Annotated in this window: 18 protein-coding genes and 1 pseudogene; 3 read left to right on the plus strand and 16 right to left on the minus strand. The window is 30.0% G+C overall.

Going from position 1 to position 20,545, the window contains the following annotated elements; all coding sequences use genetic code 11:
• Window positions 1–40: 40 nt before the first annotated feature.
• Genes P3X86_RS05390 through P3X86_RS05400 form a run of 3 tightly spaced genes read right to left on the minus strand, consistent with a single transcriptional unit; the run spans window position 41 to window position 3,210 of the window.
• The gene (locus P3X86_RS05390; RefSeq protein ID WP_483291605.1) at window positions 41–1,531 is read right to left on the minus strand and encodes a DUF92 domain-containing protein; all 1,491 of its coding nucleotides are present in this window, start codon (window positions 1,529–1,531) and stop codon (window positions 41–43) included.
• Between the two features lie 25 nt (window positions 1,532–1,556).
• Window positions 1,557–2,462 carry a DMT family transporter gene (locus P3X86_RS05395; RefSeq protein ID WP_483291606.1) on the minus strand — a complete coding sequence of 302 codons (906 nt, stop codon included), beginning with the start codon at window positions 2,460–2,462 and terminating at the stop codon, window positions 1,557–1,559.
• Window positions 2,463–2,484: 22 nt separating this feature from the next.
• Window positions 2,485–3,210: an NAD-dependent protein deacylase gene (locus P3X86_RS05400; protein WP_483291607.1), complete on the minus strand. Its 726-nt coding sequence runs from the start codon at window positions 3,208–3,210 to the stop codon at window positions 2,485–2,487.
• Window positions 3,211–3,400: 190 nt separating this feature from the next.
• On the opposite strand from P3X86_RS05400, the gene P3X86_RS05405 reads away from it, so the two are divergent.
• Complete coding sequence (locus P3X86_RS05405) at window positions 3,401–4,807, plus strand: [Fe-Fe] hydrogenase large subunit C-terminal domain-containing protein (RefSeq protein WP_483291608.1); 1,407 nt, start codon at window positions 3,401–3,403, stop codon at window positions 4,805–4,807.
• 1,440 nt (window positions 4,808–6,247) lie between these two features.
• On the opposite strand, the gene P3X86_RS05410 is transcribed toward P3X86_RS05405, so the two are convergent.
• The 10 genes and pseudogenes from P3X86_RS05410 to lepB (P3X86_RS05455) form a co-directional block, all read right to left on the minus strand.
• Window positions 6,248–6,934, minus strand: coding sequence for a hypothetical protein (locus P3X86_RS05410; protein ID WP_483291609.1), 687 nt, complete (start codon window positions 6,932–6,934; stop codon window positions 6,248–6,250).
• 354 nt (window positions 6,935–7,288) lie between these two features.
• Window positions 7,289–7,432: a hypothetical protein gene (locus tag P3X86_RS05415; protein ID WP_483291610.1), complete on the minus strand. Its 144-nt coding sequence runs from the start codon at window positions 7,430–7,432 to the stop codon at window positions 7,289–7,291.
• 141 nt (window positions 7,433–7,573) lie between these two features.
• A pseudogene (locus tag P3X86_RS05420) lies at window positions 7,574–7,825 on the minus strand (S41 family peptidase); the annotation flags it as partial.
• Window positions 7,826–7,952: 127 nt separating this feature from the next.
• Complete coding sequence (gene clpB, locus P3X86_RS05425; RefSeq protein WP_483291611.1) at window positions 7,953–10,556, minus strand: ATP-dependent chaperone ClpB; 2,604 nt, start codon at window positions 10,554–10,556, stop codon at window positions 7,953–7,955.
• Window positions 10,557–10,791: 235 nt separating this feature from the next.
• The gene (locus P3X86_RS05430; RefSeq protein ID WP_483291612.1) at window positions 10,792–11,295 is read right to left on the minus strand and encodes a GNAT family N-acetyltransferase; all 504 of its coding nucleotides are present in this window, start codon (window positions 11,293–11,295) and stop codon (window positions 10,792–10,794) included.
• Window positions 11,296–11,317: 22 nt separating this feature from the next.
• The gene (gene abc-f / locus P3X86_RS05435; RefSeq protein WP_483291613.1) at window positions 11,318–13,195 is read right to left on the minus strand and encodes a ribosomal protection-like ABC-F family protein; all 1,878 of its coding nucleotides are present in this window, start codon (window positions 13,193–13,195) and stop codon (window positions 11,318–11,320) included.
• 165 nt (window positions 13,196–13,360) lie between these two features.
• Complete coding sequence (locus tag P3X86_RS05440) at window positions 13,361–13,486, minus strand: hypothetical protein (RefSeq protein WP_483291614.1); 126 nt, start codon at window positions 13,484–13,486, stop codon at window positions 13,361–13,363.
• A 65-nt stretch (window positions 13,487–13,551) separates the two neighbouring features.
• A complete protein-coding gene (locus tag P3X86_RS05445) occupies window positions 13,552–14,127 on the minus strand; it encodes a metal-dependent hydrolase (RefSeq protein WP_483291615.1) in 576 nt (191 codons plus the stop codon).
• 15 nt (window positions 14,128–14,142) lie between these two features.
• Complete coding sequence (gene lepB / locus P3X86_RS05450) at window positions 14,143–14,739, minus strand: signal peptidase I (RefSeq protein WP_483291616.1); 597 nt, start codon at window positions 14,737–14,739, stop codon at window positions 14,143–14,145.
• 102 nt (window positions 14,740–14,841) lie between these two features.
• A complete protein-coding gene (lepB, locus tag P3X86_RS05455) occupies window positions 14,842–15,159 on the minus strand; it encodes a signal peptidase I (protein ID WP_483291617.1) in 318 nt (105 codons plus the stop codon).
• A 527-nt stretch (window positions 15,160–15,686) separates the two neighbouring features.
• On the opposite strand from lepB (P3X86_RS05455), the gene P3X86_RS05460 reads away from it, so the two are divergent.
• Both P3X86_RS05460 and P3X86_RS05465 read left to right on the plus strand, forming a co-directional pair.
• Window positions 15,687–16,781 carry a carbohydrate kinase gene (locus P3X86_RS05460; RefSeq protein WP_483291618.1) on the plus strand — a complete coding sequence of 365 codons (1,095 nt, stop codon included), beginning with the start codon at window positions 15,687–15,689 and terminating at the stop codon, window positions 16,779–16,781.
• On the plus strand, window positions 16,775–17,686 hold the full coding sequence (locus tag P3X86_RS05465; RefSeq protein ID WP_483291619.1) for a pseudouridine-5'-phosphate glycosidase: 912 nt from the start codon (window positions 16,775–16,777) through the stop codon (window positions 17,684–17,686). Before P3X86_RS05460 ends, P3X86_RS05465 begins: the two co-directional genes overlap by 7 nt.
• A 52-nt stretch (window positions 17,687–17,738) precedes the next feature.
• On the opposite strand, the gene P3X86_RS05470 is transcribed toward P3X86_RS05465, so the two are convergent.
• Genes P3X86_RS05470 through P3X86_RS05480 form a run of 3 tightly spaced genes read right to left on the minus strand, consistent with a single transcriptional unit; the run spans window position 17,739 to window position 20,437 of the window.
• Window positions 17,739–18,620, minus strand: a complete 882-nt coding sequence (locus P3X86_RS05470) for a hypothetical protein (protein ID WP_483291620.1) — start codon at window positions 18,618–18,620, stop codon at window positions 17,739–17,741.
• Window positions 18,613–20,037, minus strand: a complete 1,425-nt coding sequence (locus P3X86_RS05475) for a M56 family metallopeptidase (RefSeq protein ID WP_483291621.1) — start codon at window positions 20,035–20,037, stop codon at window positions 18,613–18,615. Before P3X86_RS05475 ends, P3X86_RS05470 begins: the two co-directional genes overlap by 8 nt.
• On the minus strand, window positions 20,030–20,437 hold the full coding sequence (locus P3X86_RS05480) for a BlaI/MecI/CopY family transcriptional regulator (protein WP_483291622.1): 408 nt from the start codon (window positions 20,435–20,437) through the stop codon (window positions 20,030–20,032). The genes P3X86_RS05475 and P3X86_RS05480 overlap by 8 nt, the downstream gene beginning before the upstream one ends.
• Window positions 20,438–20,545: the final 108 nt, after the last annotated feature.

Genomic DNA, 20,545 nt, shown 5'->3' on the forward strand with positions numbered 1-20,545 from the left:
ACAACGCAGAAATAGGACTTTTAAGTGCAGTTGGTTACTATTAAATAAGTAATATCAAAATGCTTGCTAATGCTATACTCAAAAAATTAACTACATCGTTGTTAAAGATTTCAAATCCTCTTACTAATTTAGTTTTTTTGCCTTCAAGCACCTTCTTTTCAGTTTCTCTATTTAATTCTTCGCTGTAATATATACCTTGTACTGTTGCTCCAAGTAAAGAGTCTATAAAACAGCCTAAAAAGCCACCGATTGAAACAAATATAAATATTTCGTATAAACTAAAACCTATAATTTTCACCTGAGTATACTTTATTAGAGCAACTGAGATTAATGCTATGAATATAGCTCCTAACATGCTAAACATACTACCCAATAAACTTATTGCTCCAGATGTACCTTTTTTGACTCTTCTTAGTGTCCTAAGAGATACTGGATCTTTTTTGTTTAGGATACCTAATTCAGTAGCCCATGTATCTGCATTTGATGCTGCAAAAGCTATACACATACAAATCAGATATATTCCTCTTCCTGTAAAAAAGTATACTATGGAAAATATAAGTCCTACTCCACCATTTGCAAAAACCTGTAGTGCATCTCTATTCCCTGTTTTATCAAACAATTTTGCACATTCATTTTTCTTGCTCTTTTTAAAATGACTAAGTAAACTTGATGATATAAAAAATGATAGCATAACTATTATTCCAAAACTTGATGATGTAATGTAGATAACTGTCCCCAGTACTATTGCGCCAAAACATCCACTCATTTTAAGTGATTTTTTATAATAAGCTGGAATTGCTATAAATGAGCTTATGGTTATTCCTAATGCTACTTTATAATAAATATCTATATTTGATTTTGGTATGTTAATAAAACTAAAGACACACAATGAAGTTATTATTGGTAATGTAAGATTATCAAGTCCGTGTGGTGTTAAAGCTTCTATAAATACTGCAAGTGTAGCTATAACTATTGCTATTTTGAAAGCTATATCTGTATGATTATATACCATACAAAGTGTTATTAAAAATGCAAAAAAGAACACTGTAAGTGATCCTTCTATACTCTTTTCTCCACCGAATACTTTATATTTTCGTTTACCAAATCTTTTTCCTATTATGGCAGCAAATCCATCTCCATATCCCATTATTAATATACCTATAGCTCCAATATACTTGTTATCATGATTAAACACTCCGTTATTCCAAAATAGAATTATCAGTATAAAAAGTGATACTGGAAAATATACTGTTCCTAAATCCGATGTACCTCCATCTCTTTCCATGCTTTTGATAAGCTGTTTTTCATATGATATATAATTTAATATAATAAAAATCATTGGAGGTATAGCAGCATAGTATATATTATCAATACAGTACATAGCAACTAACCACCAATGTGCTACTCCAATGTGAACAAATTTTCTTGTAGCTTCTTTTCCCCAGTTACATGATTTTTTTAATATCTCTGAGAATACTATCACTATTATAACGAAAAAAATAGATATAATTACTCCAATGATATCCTTCAAACTAACACCTCATTTGTAAATTTAATTAATTTAATTTCTGCACTTTTTTTGTTTTATACTCCTGATAACTACTCAAATAAACAGATATTATAATCATTATTCCTCCAATTATCTGATTTTTCTCTATTATATCATCTAATATTATATAGCTAAATACACATGTAATTATTGGCATAACATTTAAGTACAATGATGTTGTAAACACTCCTAACTCTTTCATAGAATAAACATATACTACAAATGCAACTGCTGAACATATAACACTTAGATATATTAAATTTAACGATATATTTAAATCGATACTTGCCCATAAATTCTTTTCAAATAATGCAAATGGTAAAAATAAAATAGTCCCAAATAGTGATTGATAGTAAACTATGAATGTCTGTGAGTATTTATCAAATAATGGCTTTGTGGTTATACAATATACTACCCAAGCCATAACTGCTCCAAACATCATGAGATAACCTTTTCCATGTTCACTTACAAATAAATCCGTTATATTTACTCCTACCAAATAGTATATACCCGCTAAAGATAATACCACACTTATTATCTGTATAATTGTGATTCTAGTCCTAAATATAATTGCATCAAAAATCAATGTGAAAATAGGTATCAATGCAATAATTAATGATGCAGAAGATGGTGGAAGGATTTTTATACCGTTATTTTCAAAGTAAAAATATAGTGTTACACCAATAAATCCTGCTAACATCATATTTACATAATCTTTTTTTTGTAGTTTTTCATTAGGACACTTTATTTTTACAACAAAATATAGTAAGATTGTAGCTATAAAAAATCTTATAAAACCTAATGTCATAGGTTGTACTATCTCAACTACAACTTTAATACTTAAAAATGAAATACCCCACGCTAATATAACTAAAATTATACCTATTGTTGCTAATGTCTTATTGTTCTTCATATTAACATCTCCTAAGTTGAACTTAAATTACTTTTTCTAAAACACTTCCTATACTTTCATTAATAACTATATCTGCATGACTGTCATAAGGGGTAGATTCTTTATTGATTAAAACCAACTTATCCTTATTGTAATAATTTATAAGCCCTGCTGCTGGATATACCACTAATGATGTCCCCGCTACAATTAACATATCTGCATTTGATATATAATCGATTGCCTTGTATAGCATTTTTTGATCTAATTCTTCCTCATATAGTGTGACCTTTGGTTTTATTAATCCTTGGCATTTTTCACACCTTGGCACACTATGTTTATTCTTTAGTATGTAATCTAATGAATAGAAATCTCCACAACTCATACAATAATTCTTGTGTATTGAACCATGAAGTTCTATTACGTTCTTACTACCAGCCAATTGATGAAGCCCATCTATATTTTGTGTTATAATAGCTTTTAACTTTCCTAATTCTTCTAGCTTGACAAGTGCTTCATGACACTTATTAGCTTTAGCATCTTTAAATATCATTTTATTAATATAGAAATCATAGAATTCTTTTGTATGATTTTTAAAAAAGCTATGACTTAGCATTATTTCTGGTGGATATTTGTACTTATATTGTTGACTGTATAAACCTTCTTCGCTTCTGAAATCTGGTATATTACTCTCTGTAGAGGTTCCTGCCCCTCCAAAGAAAACTATATTTTTACTTCTATCAATCATGTTTTTAAGTTCTCTAATACTCATATAATCACTTCCGTAATGTATTTACATCCTAACCTATACTATACAATCTTAACATAATATTTTCAAGACATTATTTATTATATTTTTCTAATATTTTAATTAATTTAAAATATATCGTTATCAATGAATATTTAGTGTTTTTTAGATTCAAAATATTCATGTGTGTGAATATTTTATAGAGGAGTAAAATATGGATAATAAAATTTTTAACTTTAAAGAAATAAGAATGGAAATCTTTAATAAATTAGCTAGCGCTCACTGGAAGGGCAAACTAAACAATGATTATATAAATGAATTGATATCAGAGATAAAAGAAAAACACAAATTAGATGATAGTTACGATAATTTTATCAGAGATTTTATTAGAGTTAATATGGGATCTACACCAAACAATAACTCTGAATTTGCTGATGATATCACTTATATAAATTCTATTAAAGATATCAAAGCACCTATTGTAAATAAAATTGCTGGACTTTGTGATAAATGCGATCAGAGAAATGATTGTAATATATGTAAACATGAAGCTCATATCTATCAAAAAAGCTCTGGCCCTACGATAAGCCATAATAAGTGCTTGCAATGTGGCAAGTGTATTGATGATTGTTCATTTGGAGCTATATTAGATAAAATTGAATTCATTCCTCTAGTTAATATACTAAAAGGTAAATCTCACAGAGTATTTGCTGCTGTTGCTCCTTCAATAGTGGGTCAATTTGGAGATGATGTGTCTCTTGGTAAACTTAGAACAGCCTTTAAGTTAATGGGTTTTGAAGATATGATTGAAGTGGCTTTGTTTGCTGATATACTTACTATAAAAGAAGCTTTGGAATTTAATCACCTAGTAAAATCAGTTGATGATTTTTATTTGACAAGTTGTTGTTGCCCAATTTGGACTAACTTGACTGAAAAGCACTATCCTAAGTTATATGAACACATGTCTCTATCTATATCTCCTATGGTTGCTTCAGGGCGTATACTTAAATATCTGTACGGTGAAGAAAATACAAAGGTGGTATTTATAGGCCCATGTGTAGCTAAAAAAGGAGAAGCTAAAGATCCAAGGGTAAAAGGTTCTATTGATTTTGTGTTAACCTATAGAGAAATGAAAGAAATTTTTGATGCTTTAGATTTTAATCTAAGCGAGTTTCAACCAGAAGAAAAAGACCAAGCATCTTTTGGTGGAAGAGCGTATGCTAGAGTAGGTGGTGTGAGTTTTTCTGTTAAAACAGCTGTAAATAGGATTGCTCCAAACAGACTTATACAGTTTAAGCCAAAGAAAGTAACTGGTGCAAAGCAATGTAAAGAGCTATTAGATGAATTATCAAAAAATCCTATTGTAGATTATAATTTTATTGAAGGTATGGGTTGTATTGGAGGTTGTGTAGGAGGCCCTAGAACAAATATAGACAAGGATAAAGCAACGGATATTGTAAACGAAAGCAGTGAAGATTCGCTTATAATGACACCGTTTGATAATATGAATGCTATGAAGATATTTGATTCTATTGGTGTTACTGATATTGGAGGAATACTTGAGGATAAGGTTGTGACGAATATTCTCAATAAGAAGCAGTTTGAACCTGATAAGTTGTAGTGGTATTTTTAGATTATCTTTGTAGGTCTTGTGTAACTCGTTACTTTATTGGTTCAGCAATTCGATTGTTTTTATTGTCCTGCGTAAGCTGTAATTTTTCAATCTAATTATTGTTAAATTACACCTTCCAATGTCGCGGTCAAAAAACAATCTCAGCTTCTAATTGGTTTTTGATATCTCATTTTTAGAGTCATGCTTTGTGAGGTAAAAACATGTAGTTTTTAGTGATTCATTACCTATTGGTAAAAGCATATCCTAATTTCTTACGGACTCCGTATAGAACTTGTTCCTCTTTATTATGTGAAAGCTTTGTAGGAACAAGTCCTCTAAAGTCGCTTCTCCAGAAAAACGGATATGCTTCTTTGTTACTTTATTGGTTATTTTTTTAATATAGATTATCTCTGTGGGTCTTGTGGTAGCTCATAACTCTGTTAGTTCAGCATTTCGATAGTTATTTTTTGATTAAACTAATGTTAAATCACAAACTTCCAAAGTCGCTCACGATAAACAATCTCAGCTTCAAGATATTTGATATCTAACTTTTTAAGGTAATGCTTTTGATAAAAACATGAAGTTATCGGAGTTATTGTGTAGAATTACCCTAAATCTGACCCAAATTAACCTACCCTAAGAAATTAAAACCAAAAAAGTTACAAGGAAAATCAAAAGATGTTACTTGTAGGTAAATTTGAGGAGCTGTTTCTTCAAAGCTTCTACTAAATGGTAGAAACAGCTTCTCTACTGCACCGCAAAGTTTATCTTTGATTTCCCATTACCATTGAATTTCTCTTTACAAAGAGTTTTTCTTACACACTTCAAAGCCTTACCCTAAAGGAGAATAACCAATAAGCCTACTAAAAGCTAAATAACATTATTCGTAAACGACATTGAAGTAACTGTTTTATCATTATTACAATCATAAAAACAGGTGCTTCTCCGAGTTAGAATAATGTTTTTTAATGCTTCAACTCAAAAAATAACGAATCACACTGCATGAATGACCTTAATTTTTTTAATTGTTAATTATTGTTTTAAATTATCTTTGTGGGTCTTGTAGTTACACCATGCTTTATTGATTCAGCTTTTCGATTGTTTTTCTTGATGGGTAAATATAATATTATAACATTTAAAAAAATTACTCAGACACACAATCAAGTTTCTTGATATTCATGCCCCTTTTTATCAATGATTTTATTATAGAAGCGTTTATTATCATTAGAAAAGTCCATCTTCAAATAAATAAAGTAGCATTTTTTTAAGGTGTAATATAATGATAGACGCCCAAATATATTCACTGTCTAGATAAACCTAGCACAGCACGGGGCGTCTATAAAAAATCTAATTTAATGATTAATCGGTACATCAATAAACATACAAACATATTTACTAGTATAGATAGAACCTATTAAAGCAACCGAAAATAATGGACTTTTACAAACTTTAGCTAATATTTTTTTCATTATTCTCCACCTCCTTATAATAATTTTCTATAGTTTTATCTAAGTACTTCTTATTATTTAAACCATCCGTCATTTTTAGATAGATTTCAAAATCTTTCTGTAATACTTTGGCTTCGTCTATCATATCCTGATAGTGCATATTTGTAATTTTTAAAATTAATGTTGTTGTAAAAGACATGTCAAAATGTTTATTGTGTTGTACAGTTTTTATAGTTTTTTCGCAATATTTTAATGACTCTTCATAATTTTTAAAAACATAATAACCATTTGCAATATTGCTGAATATCTTAACCAAAAGTTTATTGTTATTTAAATTGCATAAATTAGATATCAACTCTTTTTTATAATTAAGAAAATTTAGTTCATCTTCTATTTCTATATAAAATCCCATCAAAGAATTAATTATTCTAAAATGAATTTCATTTATTAATTTTTCTGGTTTGACTTTTTCTAACAAGTTAATTGCTGTCTTTTTTTTATCGCATGAATAAAATTCTGCTAAAGCTTTAACCCACTCATGAAATAATTGGTCTCCATCTTCACTTCTTTTCATTATTTGTGATGATAGTAAAAATGCTTCTTCATACTTATAATTTTGAATGAGATTAAAAACTTCTTGTATGTTTAAAACTGTGTTATCACTTATGTTTTCCACATCTGTTTGCAAATCAGCCACTCCTTATTAGCAATTTATATTGTTCTATATAGTGAATACATTATATCAAAATCATAAAGAAAAAAATGTAGAAAATACAGTTAAGAATATGTTTTCTTTCAACATATTATGCATATTAGAAGTGTGGTCGAAAAACATCCTCAGCTTCAAATTAGCTTTTGATATCTCTCCTTACAAAAGTAAAGAACCATACTACAAAGCATGATCCTGATTCTTTATTATTTTATTTATTTTCTTTTATTATTATAGCTTATTTCTGTAGGTCTTATGAGCACTAGCACTTTGTTTTATCAAAGTAGGAGGTGTTAAATAAAAATCTTTTACCTCCTACGGTAGTAACATTACTTAATCCATTAGCGGATTAACAAAATCTGTACATATTAAATCTTTATAAGCACTGCAATTATGCTCATAATAATAAGGAACTGGTTTGTTACAATTACCTAATGTATTTCTCCCTTTATATTGATTAAATCTTTTTAAAGTCATGTACATTCCTCCTTAAACAAATTTATTAAAAGTATTGTATCAAAATAATAAGGAGAAATATGCAAAACAATGTACTATATAAAAATTTTTGTTCTACAAATTATGCATGTTAGGTGAATAAGAAAGGTATGTATGGTTACTTTATTTACTCTCAAGTCTTATCACTGTTTGTATAGCTTCATCATTGTTCATATTTTCAGTCTTTTTAGGATTAACTTCTATATCTGGTGTAGTTCTTTCTTCTGCATTGCATGTACCATCTTGGGTCAATCCCATCCCATTCGGAAACCTAAATATAAATCCACTGTTTGGCAAAGTACAAAGTATCGGATCTGCTCCTATTCCATCTCCACTAGTTCTTTGTCCAATCAATGTAGCAAACCCTGTATTTTTTGCAAAAACAGCATAATTTAGTTTGGCTTATATCATTAATAAGCAAATCATCACTTCTTTCTAACAAATAATAAAAAAAGCAGTTAACCTAAGCCACATTCACTGACTCTAATTAACTGCTCAAAGTTTACTTCTTATTTATCACTAAATCATCATTTTCAACATCCACTTCTAAAGAATCACCTGGTTCTATTTCTCCACTAATTATCTTTCTACCAAGTAGTGTTTCTATCCTGCTTTGCACGAATCGTTTCAGTGGTCTTGCTCCATAGGCTGGATCGTAAGCACTATCTAGTACGTACTCTTTAGCTTTTTCGCTAAGCCTTATTGTAAGCTGTTTTTCTTCTACTCTTCTTGCTACATCTTTCATAATCAAATCTAATATTTTCATTAAATCTGGTTTACTTAGAGGTTTATAAAGCACTATTTCATCAACTCTATTTAAGAACTCTGGCTTAAAATGAGCTCTCAAACTCCTCATTACATCGTCTCTAGCTGTGTTTTCTATCTCTCCCTTATCGTTTATTCCTGCTAACAAGAAATGTGACCCTATATTTGATGTCATTATTATTATTGTATTTTTAAAATCAACTAATCTTCCTTGTGAATCTGTTATACGACCATCATCTAACACTTGCAAAAGTATATTGAAAACATCACTGTGTGCTTTCTCTATCTCATCAAATAATATTACTGAGTAAGGTTTTCTTCTTACTGCCTCTGTCAGCTGTCCACCTTCTTCATAGCCTACATATCCTGGAGGTGCTCCTATAAGCCTTGCTACTGAGTGCTTTTCCATGTACTCACTCATATCTATCCTTATCATGTTATCCTCTGTGTCAAACAATTCTCCAGCTATCGTCTTTGCAAGCTCTGTTTTCCCTACTCCTGTTGGTCCAAGGAATATGAAAGAACCTATAGGTCTTTTTGGATCTTTTATTCCAGCTCTTGACCTTATTATTGCATCAGACACTTTTTGTACTGCCTCATCTTGACCTATTACTTTTTGATGTAGTATTTTCTCTAGGTTTAATAGTTTATGTCTTTCACTCTCCATAAGTTTTGATAGTGGTATTCCCGTCCATCTTGAGATAATCTTTGATATCTCTTCTTTGGTTACTACTTCTCTTAGAAGAGCTTCGCCTGTTTTCATCTTATCAAGCTGTTTTTCTTCGTCTTCTAGTTTCTTTTGTAGCTCTGGTAGCTTACCATATTTTAGTTCTGCTGCTTTGTTTAAATCATAGTCTCTTTCTGCTTTTTTGATTTCGTTGTGTAGATTTTCTATCTCTTGTCTTATATTATTTACCTGTGATATAGCATTTTTTTCGCTTTCCCATTTCATCTTCATTGATGAAAAGTCATGTTTAAGTTCTGCTAACTCTTTTTGTAGTTTCTCTAATCTATCTTTACTAAACTTGTCATCTTCTTTTTTAAGTGCAGCCTCTTCTATCTCAAGTCTCATTATTTCTCTAGATATATTGTCTAGTTCTGCTGGCATAGATTCTAGCTCTGTTTTTATCATAGCACATGCTTCATCTACCAAGTCTATAGCTTTATCAGGCAAAAATCTATCTGTTATATATCTGTGAGATAATACAGCTGAGGATACTAGTGCTGCATCAGTTATTTTAACACCATGAAAATTTTCGTATCTCTCTTTTAGCCCTCTAAGTATTGATATAGTATCTTCTACTGTTGGTTCGTTTACCATTACAGGTTGAAACCTTCTTTCTAACGCAGGGTCTTTCTCAATGTACTTTCTGTATTCGTCAAGTGTAGTCGCTCCGATACAGTGCAGTTCTCCTCTCGCTAACATTGGTTTGAGTATATTTCCTGCATCCATTGCCCCTTCGGTCTTTCCTGCACCTACTATTAAGTGTAACTCATCTATAAACATTATTATTCTACCGTTACTACTCTTTATCTCATTGAGGACAGCTTTCAATCTCTCTTCAAATTCCCCTCTGAACTTAGCTCCTGCAACTAATGAACCCATATCTAATGAGAATATTCTCTTGTCTTTTAAGCTAGTTGGGACATCTCCTTTTACTATTCTGTGCGCAAGTCCCTCAGCTATAGCAGTTTTACCAACCCCAGGTTCTCCTATCAATACAGGGTTATTTTTAGTTTTGCGTGAGAGTATCCTTACAACATGTCTTATTTCTTCATCTCTACCTATTACAGGGTCTAATTCGTTCTTTTGAGCCCTCTCTACAAGGTCTAGACCATACTTTTCTAATGCCTCATATGAATCCTCTGGGTTATCACTAGTAACTCTCTGGTTACCTCTTACCTGCATCAGATTTTCAATTATGGTCTTTCTATTTATGTTAAGTCTATTAAGAACCTTCTTTAATTCTCCTGTGCTACTATCAACTATCCCCATAAATATATGCTCTACTGACACGTATTCATCTTTCATCTTTTTTGCTTCTTCTCTAGCTTTAAGTAGTATGTTTGCAGTCTCATTGCTAACGTATATTTTGTTTAACTGCTGTGACTGATTATATACCTTTGGTTTATTGTTAATTATAGCTTCTATATCTCTTACTAAAACATCACTACTTATATTCATTCGCATAAGTAATCTAGAAACAAGACCTTTATCTTGATACAACAATGCAAGTAATAAATGTTCTGGATATATTTGTGGATTGTTAAAGGTATTTGCTAGAGTTTCAGCTTCTTGCAAAGCTCCTATTGATTTTTGAGTGAAATCATTTAAATTCATAATAAGTCTCCTTTCTTATCTATTTATCTATAGCATTCTTATTTTTCTTTTGATTACAAAATTATACCATACATAAAGCGTAATTTCTATATAGATAATCACTATTCTAGTTTCTCCCTATGACGCTTTTATCATACTTTTTAATTTTGATACCCTTGAAATTTATAATCAAACAAAAACTAGGTGATTATACACACCTAGTTATATTTAAAGAATAAGTTCAAATAGACTATTATTATGATTCAAAGACAAATACATCTCCTAAAATACCCTCAGGATACTCTGCATCTGTATGTGCCTTTATTAGTTTATAGTTGCCATCTGTATATTTAGACACTACATTATCCCAAAAGTATACTGAGCCAATATTGTCTGGATGTCTCTTTAGTTGCCACTTACCTTTAAACATATCAAACACTTTTATTGCCACGTATTTTCCTACTCCACACCGTCTATATTTATACATTATAAAAAACTCAGACATTGTATAATCAGTTTTTTCGTCGGTCTCTGGATAATCGTTAACCATCACAAACCCTGCTAATTTATCATCTACTTTTACAAAAAAAGCCCATCTGTTTTTTTCTGTCCAATAATAATCCAGATACTCATAACCATAAAGTCCTAACGCATTTACATCACGATTATCATACCTAGAAAATTCATAATCATATTTTTCTAAAAGATTTTTCAGTATTTCTTTTTCTTCAAGTTTAACAGATACAATTTCAATATTCATTATACTTCACCTCTTTTTTTATTTATGACAACTGTAGCCATTCCTCTAGCAATTCTTCTATCTGTTTCTGCACTTTTTCTATCTCATTTTGTATATCACTAAGTTTCTCATAATCACTTGGATACTTTAATAATTCTTGTTTCAAACTGCCTATTATAGTTTCTTTCTTAGCGATTTCTTCTTCTAGCTTTTGTATCTTTTTACTATTATCTTTCTCTAAGTTATCATTATTTGGTTTAGTATTTATGACTTTTTTTACTTTAACTTTTTTTGACACTTCCTCTTTGTGGTCTTTTTTCTTTTCTAAATAGTAATCGTAACTACCTTCGTATACTATCATTTTCTTTCTATTTATTTCAGCTATTCTACTAGCCATCTTGTTTATAAAATATCTATCATGGGAAATAAATATTATAGTACCTTTAAACTCTTTAAGTGCTTCTTCTAACATCTCTCTTGAATCTATGTCTAAATGGTTTGTTGGCTCATCTAATATGAGTGTATTTACTTTATTCATCAACATAATACAAAGCTTTAATCTTACTTTTTCGCCCCCAGAAAGCACTGATATTTTCTTGTAGACATCATCTTTATAAAAATTATATTTAACTAATAGATGTCGAGCATCATATTCGTTTAGTATAAGCTCTTCTCTTATATATTGAAGTACTGTCTTTTCTGATTGCTCAAATTTGATTTCTTGTTCTAAATATCCAAACTTTACCCCAGAGCCTGTTGTTATAACTCCACTATTAGGTTTAAGTTTCCCTAGTATAAGTCTAAATAATGTTGATTTTCCACAGCCGTTTTTTCCTAATATAGCTATTTTCTCATTTGCTCTTATAATTAAATCAGCGTTGTTAAATATCTTCTTATCTTCAAAGCTCATACTTAGATTCTCTATCCTTGCTATATCTTTGCTAGATTTTTTATGACTAGTGAATTTTATGTCTGCTTTTTTGTACTCTTTAGGCTTTTCTATCTTTTCCATTTTTTCAATTCTTCGTTCCATATTTTTAGCTTTTTTGTACATGCTTTCATTATCAGCTCTATTAGCCCAATCTCTAAATCTTTTCGCTGCTTCTTCCATGCTTTTGATTTTTCTTTGTTGTACTTTATATGAATCTAATTGCAACTGTCTCTTTGCTTCTTTCTCGTTTATAAAATATGTGTAATTCCCTTTATATACTATGGCTTTACCTTCTTCTATATCTATTATTTTATTAACTGCTCTATCAAGAAAATATCTATCATGGGAGATTATTATAACACATCCATCATATTCTTTTATATATTCCTCGAGCCACTCAATAGACTGTATATCCAAATGATTTGTAGGCTCATCAAGTAGTAATATATTGGGGTTTTCTAGTAGTATTTTAGCTAGTATTACTGTTGTCTTCTCGCCACCGCTTAAATCATTAAATTTTCTTACTCTAAATTTATCATCTATTTTTAGTCCTATGCACACTTTACTTAGCTTCTCTTCTACATCATATCCACCCAAATGCTCATACTCAGTTTGTAAATCACTGTATTTATTCATTATTTTGTCTAAATCATCTTGAGGATCACACATTTTCTTCTCAAGTTGCTGCATCTGAGCTTTTATATTTATTACGTCTTCAAATGCTAAATTTAAAACATCCATGACGACATAATTTTCAGGGTAATTTGGAATTTGATCTAAATACCCAATTTTAGTTCCTTTACTCATAGAAATATTACCACCATTATACTCTTCTATCTCAGCTAATATTTTTAATATGGTAGTTTTACCAGTACCATTTTTACCTACCATTCCTATTCTATCTTTTGAATGAACTTCAAAACTTATATCCTCTAATACCTTTGTAGCTCCATAACTTTTTGAAACATTCTGTAAACTTAATTCTATCATTTTAACTCCTCCTTAATTAACTAAAAAAAGCTAGATGAGTTTACTCATCTAGCTTTATACATTCTAAAAAATATATTAAAATAAAACTTTACACGCATATAAAAATCTGGACATCAAATCCAGATAATATCAAAGCAATATTTATATTATTATCGGTATAGATGATTACTCATTATTTAGTGTATTTAGTTTTGGACAGACTACTCCCTTGGAGTTAACACCAATATGTGCCAAAATCAAGTTTGTTCTTCTTAATCCAGTTGCTAAATATACTAAATTATAAGTCTTCACTGCTACACCTCCTTTATATAATATCAATACCATTGTACTACATATTTCACAAATAATCAACATAATTATATTTGATAGCAAAACAGTATAACAATTAGTACACTTAAAGAATAATTGAGAATTGTCTCTACTTTTGATCCAGTCGTCATAGTAAACATAAACCTTATATTCTTGCTCCAAGGATAAAGTAGCTCTACACCATGTTTTGTAAACATGTCTGAAACTATATGGGTGGCATATCCTAAAGCAATCCCATCATAAAAAATATTATTATTTTCTCTCAACGGATATATTGCTAACAAAAATATTATTAGCGACAGTAAACTATGGGTGAATCCTCTGTGATGTGCAAATCCAAGTAATCCTATGTATATAGCACCAAAATACAAATTTTTATAATCATATGAATAGGCTATACTTATTAATATAGCACCAAACAATACGTATATGAGCTTTTTCAATGTATTATTCTTAATATGTAAAAGATTGTTTATCTTACTCTTATTGTGATCTATGTCTGGTATTAAAGCACCTAATACTGCTCCAGCTGAAAATATAAGAGCAGTATTAGGTGTAAAAAAACTTTTTGAAACTAGTAACGCTGTTGCGGTAGCTATTACTGTATGTGTCTTCCCCTGCATCACTATCCCCCGTGTCTATTTTACAGTACTTATCTTACTTAGTGGCCAGAATCTAAATACTACCTTTCCTTCCACACTCTTTAGGTCAACAAATCCAAATTCTCTACTATCTGAACTTCTCTCTCTATTGTCTCCCATAACAAATATCTTACCTTCTGGTACAACGGCTGGTAACTCGAATGAACCTTCATAAGTTGTTCCTTTTACATATGATTCATTTAAAGCAACATCGTTAACGTATACTTTATTGTTTTTAATCATCACCTCATCACCTGCTACGGCTATTACTCTTTTTACATATCTATTTCTTCTAACTTGTTTTGTAAATTTCATCTTTAAGTCATCAATTACAACATTCAATCTATCTTTGAAACCATTTCTTACTTCACCTTGTAAAAATACTATTACATCACCTGGTTTTGGGTCTGTGAAATGATACTGAACTTTGTCTATATAAAGTCTATCGTTTTGCACTAATGTATTCTCCATAGACCATTGTTTAACTTGTGTAATACCATAAACTTCGCTGTTCAATATTATTACTATTACAACTACTCCTACTAAATACACTACCCACTCCATAACTTCTCTTAATATACTTTTGCTTTTCATATTTTCCTCCTATATCTGATACATTGGTATACTACTCATAATAAAATTTTCAAATCATCTTGCCTATTAGATTATTAGCTATTTTATTATATTTTATCCATGTTACTTTATAGAATTCATCTTGCTTAGTGGCCAAAATCTAAATACGACCTTTCCTTCTATACTATCTAAATCAACAAATCCAAATTCTCTACTATCTGAACTTCTCTCTCTATTGTCTCCCATAACAAATATCTTATCTTCTGGTGCAACGGCTGGTAACTCGAATGACCCTTCATAAGTTGTTCCTTTTACATATGATTCATTTAAAGCAACATCGTTAACGTATACTTTATTGTTTTTAATCATCACCTCATCACCTGCTAAGGCTATTACTCTTTTTACATATCTATTTTTCCTAACCTTCTTTGTAATTTTCATCTTTAAGTCTTCAGCTACAGTGCTAATCTGTCTTTAAAATCATTTCTTACTTCATTTTGCAAACACTATTACTTTTGGATGTAAAGTGATACTTAATTTTGTCTATATAAAGTCTATGTTATTGCACTAATGTATTCTACATAGAACATTTTTTAACCTGTGTGATACTATAAACTTCACTGTTCAATATTCTTATTACAACTACTACACTAAATACGCTATCCATTCTATAGCTCTCTTAACAAACTTTTTTTCATTTTTCCCTCCTAACTTCAACCATCAATATACTCATAATACCACCCAAATTACAATTTGTAAACTAGCTTGCTTAATACATTGTTAGCTATTTTACTATATTTTATCTACGCTTACTTAGTAATTACTGTATTTTGCTTTATTTTACCTTTATTATTAAATTTTAAATACAATTAATATTCGTATTAAAGTCTTGAAATAATACTATAGAGGTGATACAATATATTTTATAAGCAAAAGCTTATATAGTAAGTAAAGTTTAAGGAGAGCTTATGACACATCGTGAAAAACAAATATTAGAATTAATTAAAAAAGACCCATTGATATCACAAAAGGATATAGCTAGTACTCTTAATATTACTCGCTCGTCTGTAGGTGTCCACATCACTAACTTGATAAAAAAAGGTTATATCAAGGGACGTGGTTATGTCATGAATAAAGCTGACTATGTCACTGTCATAGGCGCAGCAAATTTAGATATACAGGGCTTTACTAAGGAACCTCTTATAGAAAAAGACTCTAACCCTGGCGAGATTAAAATTTGCCTAGGTGGAGTTGGTAGAAATATTGCCGAGAACACTGCTCGTATGGGTATTACGACTAAGCTTATCACTGTAACTGGTGGTGATGCTAATAGTAAACGACTAATAAGCGAGTGTTCTCAATTTGGTATAGACATGCATCACTCACTTGTCCTTCCTGACGCAAATGCTTCTATATATTTAGCTATTATGGATGTAAGCGGTGATATGGCTTTAGCACTATCTGATATGCATATTATGGATAGGATGACTGTAGATTATATAAAAAGTAAGTCTCATGTTTTAAAGAATTCAGAAGTGATAATACTAGATACTTGCTTGCCTAAACATGTTATTGAATATATTCTTTATAACTATAGCAATAAGAAAATACTGCTTGATCCTGTATCTATCAAGAAGTCAAAGAAAGTTAAGGATATAATTGGTGGTTTCCATACTATAAAACTAAATAAACTTGAAGCTGAGTATCTAGCTGACATGAGCATAAATAAATACGACGATTTAGTTAGTGTTGGTAATTACTATATCTCACAAGGTGTAGTAAATGTGTTTATCACACTAGGTAAAAATGGTGTTTTCTATGCAAATAACAAAACTTCTGGTATCATAAAACCACCTGAGATTAAAGTTATAAGTGCAACTGGTGCTGGCGATGCTTTTATGGCTGGAATCGTACATGGTAGCATTCATGAAAAGAATATTAAAGATATAGCTGTATACGCCACTGCTGCGTCAGTACTGGCTTTAAAACATCATGAAACTGTTAACCCAAATATGAGCAACACTAAAATAAACAAAATTATTGAGGAGATGATAGAATGCTAGAATATTTAGATATAAGTCCAGAGGTTAAAAAAGCTCTTGATGAAAATAAACCTGTAGTCGCTTTAGAATCGACTATTATATCACATGGTATGGCTTACCCTGAAAATATAGAAAGCGCTAAACGTTGTGAAGAAGAGATCAGAAAAGAAGGTGCTATACCAGCTACTATTGCTATTATAGGTGGTAAAATGAAAGTTGGTTTGTCAGAAGATGAACTCAACTATTTCGGTACAACTAAAAACATTCCTAAGGCTAGTAGACGAGATATAGCTATGATACTTGCAAATAAAATGGATGGAGCTACTACTGTTGCAACTACAATGCTAATTGCAAGCCTTGCAGGTATAAAGGTATTCGCTACTGGAGGAATAGGTGGTGTTCACAGAAAAGCTCAAGAATCTTTTGATATCTCTGCTGATTTGATGGAGCTTGCTAATACTAATGTTGCTGTTGTATGTGCTGGTGCAAAGTCGATTCTAGATATTGGTCTTACATTAGAATATTTGGAGACTCATGGTGTCCCTGTAATAGGTTATAAGACTGATGATTTCCCAGCATTTTATACAAGAAAAAGCGGTTTTTCTGTTGATTATAATGGTGAATCCGCTGAAATTATTGCGAAAGCTATTAAAATCAAAGAAGACCTTGGATTAAATGGTGGTATGGTAATAGCAAATCCTATACCATCTGAGTATGCAATGGATGAAGATTTTATTAATGGTATTATAAATAAAGCTGTAGATGATGCTGAATCTCAAGGGATAAGAGGAAAAAACATAACTCCATTTATTCTTTCTGCAATCTATGAATTAACTGAAGGTAAGAGTTTGTATGCTAATAAACATCTTGTATATAATAATGCATGCGTAGGTGCTAAGATTGCTAAAAAGTTATGTAAGTTGTAAGTTACCAGCAAAAATAATGGGAGCGATATAGCTCCCTATTTTTATCCTCTATTTATTTATCATTACGATAATTTTCAAAGAACATACTAAATCTTAAATCTTCTGATTCGCTATAGTATTTTTCTGCAACATATTCACTTGCTTCTTTACTCATAAACTGGAGCATCGCTGCAACTGTATTGAAGTCAGATGTATCATCAATATATTTTTTTACGACTTTGTCTATGCCATTTGTACTCATATATTGTCTTACCGAATATATGGAATTGAAATCTTGTGTATTTTCTATATAGCTTCTTACCACATCATCTACTTCATTTTTGCTCATCTTAGATATAAAAATCATTATATCCGATATCTTACTTTGTCCACTTTTTACTTCTTTAATCTTTTTTTGCTTATATTCTTTACTGTTAACAACAGTATTCTGAGCCTTTTTTAGATTCACTCTAATCTTCTCTACTTGATTGAAATTACCCGTTTTTTGTAAATATATATTTAAGACTTCATCAACTGCCGTTTGAGTCATATATGGTAGATATGGTTCTATATACCTTAAATTACCTGTTTTCTTCATTATTTCTATAGCTTCTTTATCTTTATCTTGTAATATCAATATGTTATTACTATTGTTTATATTTCTATAAGTTTTAAGATTTGTTTTATTTACTTTAATATTTGAAACATCAACATTGGTTTTTTCTTTGTTTATTATGTACCCTAATTCCTTTAACACATCAATTGATATATACACTTTTTCTTCATCCTTCTCATTAATGAAAACTACCGCTTCACTCTCAGGTAAATTCTGACTATTCAAACTCACATTTATATATTTAATATCTGTAATATTAGATTTACCCGCTGAGTATACAATAAACATGCTCACCATTACTATCATTGTAAAAATTATGATATATTTTTTCTTATTCATTATTCACGCCTCCATTGCTTATCTTTTTAATAGCTGTATCTGATAATAGATGATACAAATCTGGTAATTTATAATATTCTTTAGTTCTTTCCATATACTTTGCAACAATATCTTCTACTTGTTTTTTTTCTAGATACTCAAATAGCACTAAACAACTATATATATCGTTAGTTTCAGTTATTATTTCATCAACTAATGATGTATATGTCATATTTATTTCAGTATATTTATCAATGGTTGGTAAGAAAAAAAATTGATTTCTATTCTTTTCTAACAAAATATCTTGGATTTCATCTAATCCTTCGTTTGTCATAAACTTAAAATATGGTCTTATGTAATTTGCATTCCCAGTTAGTTTTGCGGTTTTTATTGCTATTTTATCTATATTTAATCTAGTTATATTTTCATTTGAGATAATGTTTTTACTAGCTTTCGCTGTATGTACTCCAATTAAACTAGTCGAGCTCGCTAAAATTACTGCAATGCAAATAGAAGCTATATATTTCTTCTTATCTAATCGCTTGTATTTTGTTATTTCTTCTAATCTCATCTTTATAGCTTTATAGTCTCTACTAAAAGATACGCAGGGTTTCTTTTCATTTTGTAAAGATTTTGTAGCTTTAATTGAATATATAAGTGTATCTCCATATGCAATTCTTTCATGTATACTTAAATATGCAAATACTCTTTCATCACAAGAAAGCTCACAATATTTTTCTATTTCTTTAGCTATATAATACACTACTGGATTAAACCAATGTATGCATACTACTAATTGCATTATCCATTTGTATAGTATATCTTTTCTTTTCATATGCATCAATTCATGCATTAATATATATTTAAGTTTTTCATTGTCAAAATGAACCTTTGGAAGTATAATATATGGTTTAAATAAACCTATTAACATCGGTGTGTTAATATTGTTACTTTCATAAACTTTTATTGATTTTATATTAAACTTATTTGTTATTGAATTAATTATCTGTTCATAATCACTATCGTCTATCTCTTCTCTATCAACTTTGATATCATTAATAAATCTAATATAGTCTAATATTTTTGATACAAATATGTACATTGCTATTGAAAGCCAAACCACAAATGCTATTAATACTTTATCTACTCTTTTTTCTACAGACCTTTTCTCGATTTCTTGTGCATCTATTAAACTTATGGGTGTTTTATCTTCGCTATTTGTAATTTCCGTTATAAAATTTTTGTAATCTAGCTTATCTGGTATATTTATTTTGGGTACATATGGAATCATCAGTCTAATTAATATGATTATCCATACGTAATAACACCATGATTTTGTAAAATATTTTTTAAATAATGCTAGTAAACCTACTATAATAAGTGCTATTAATCCACTTGATATTGACATAGATAATATACTATTAAGAATATCATTCATTTAACTTATCTCTTTCTTTATTCCAAAAACTATTTAATTCTCCCACATCTTCATCAGTCAATAGGTTATTATCAAATAAACTAGCCACTAACTTTTTAACATTACCATTAAAAGTAGTTTTAACAAAATCTCTAGTTTTTTCTAGTCTGTATCTTTCATGGCTAATTAATGGACTATAATAAAATAGTTCTTTTCCATTTTGCTTTACACCAATTTGCCTTTCTTTCTTTAAAAATCCTTTTTCTGTTAATCTTCTAACAAGTGTTCTTACTGTCGAATTTTTCCACGATTTGGTCTTGTTTAGTTCTTCAAATATTTCTATTGCAGTTATCGCTTTTTTTGATTTCCATAAAACCTGCATTACCTCTGCTTCTGCATCAGATATTTTATTATTGGTCACCAAATTATCACCCTCTCCATGTTACGCGTGTAACATATCTATATTTTACACGTGTAACACGGAAGTGTCAATACTTTTTTACTTAGATATCACCTCAATAAAAAAAGA

Source organism: Abyssisolibacter sp. ZYX002, assembly GCF_056892235.1.